Origin of the sequence: Corynebacterium sp. ACRPO, assembly GCF_022347205.1 — a bacterium.
Lineage (GTDB): Bacteria > Actinomycetota > Actinomycetes > Mycobacteriales > Mycobacteriaceae > Corynebacterium.
The window spans coordinates 1-1,022 of sequence record NZ_JAKRNE010000037.1 but is presented as its reverse complement, the minus strand read 5'-3'; the positions used below and the strand labels follow the sequence as shown (position 1 = coordinate 1,022).

Annotated in this window: 1 protein-coding gene and 1 pseudogene; both read left to right on the top strand. The window is 54.3% G+C overall.

What is annotated here, in order from left to right; all coding sequences use genetic code 11:
- The first annotated feature begins 37 nt into the window (after positions 1 to 37).
- A pseudogene (locus MHY22_RS11460) lies at positions 38 to 380 on the top strand (transposase).
- On the top strand, positions 377 to 1,022 hold a 646-nt coding region (locus MHY22_RS11455; protein WP_150851862.1), incomplete at its 3' end, for an IS3 family transposase. The pseudogene MHY22_RS11460 and the gene MHY22_RS11455, both read left to right, overlap by 4 nt.

The following is a 1,022-nucleotide window of genomic DNA, read 5'->3' as shown; positions in this document are numbered from 1 at the left end:
TGAAGTGGACTATGAAGTGTCCCAGGTTTTGTTCCGTTTGAGTAGATGGGAAAATCTGGAATATGCCAAGAAAATTTGACCAGGATGCGAAGGATCGTGTGGTCCGTCTTGTAGAGGACCGCATCTTGGCGGAAAATATGTCGATGCAAGCCGCGTGCCAGGCAGTAGCCCCAAAGCTGGGGGTGTCATGGCACACAGCCCGTCAATGGACCCAACAGGCCCGCCGTGCGGGAAACATCCCAGAACCCGTGCCTGAAGATCTGGCCGCCGAAAACGCGAGGCTTCGCCGTGAAAATCAAGAGCTACGCGACACCAATGAACTTTTAAAGGCTGCCTCAGCTTTTTTCGCGTCGGAACTCGACCCAAAACGTCGGAAATGATCCGGTTCATCGATGAATACCGGAATCGTTTCTCTGTCGAGTTCATCTGTAAGACGTTGAAGAAAAACCGCGCTGGTGGGTTCATCACCTCGCGTGGGTATCGTCAGTCCAAGGCCCGTGGGGTAAGTGCTCGCCGCCTTCGTGATGCTGTGCTGGTTGAACGCATTAGTGCTATCCATCGGGATAATTACGGCATCTACGGTGTGCGGAAAATGTGGCATGCTCTTCATCGTGACGGAATCGATATCGGTCGTGAACAAACCGCGCGGCTGATGCGTCTAGCCGGTGTATCAGGCAAAGGCAAAGGCCGCTCGCCTATGACCACTCGCACACCTCAAAGGCCGGATTTACGCCCGGACTTGGTGGAGCGAGAATTCAAAGCCGAAGGCCCGAACAAGCTGTGGGTGGCTGATATTACCTACGTGCGCACGAAGAAAGGCTTTGTGTATGCCGCGTTTGTCACCGATGTTTACTCCCGACGGATCGTTGGGTGGGCGTTATCAGATTCCATGCGCACCGAAGCGTTGCCGCTGCAAGCTCTCAACCAGGCGATCGCGTCTGCTGAGGAAACAACAGGTCTCATTCATCATTCGGATCACGGCTCGCAGTATGTCAGCGTTGTCTACAACGAGCGTCTTGCCC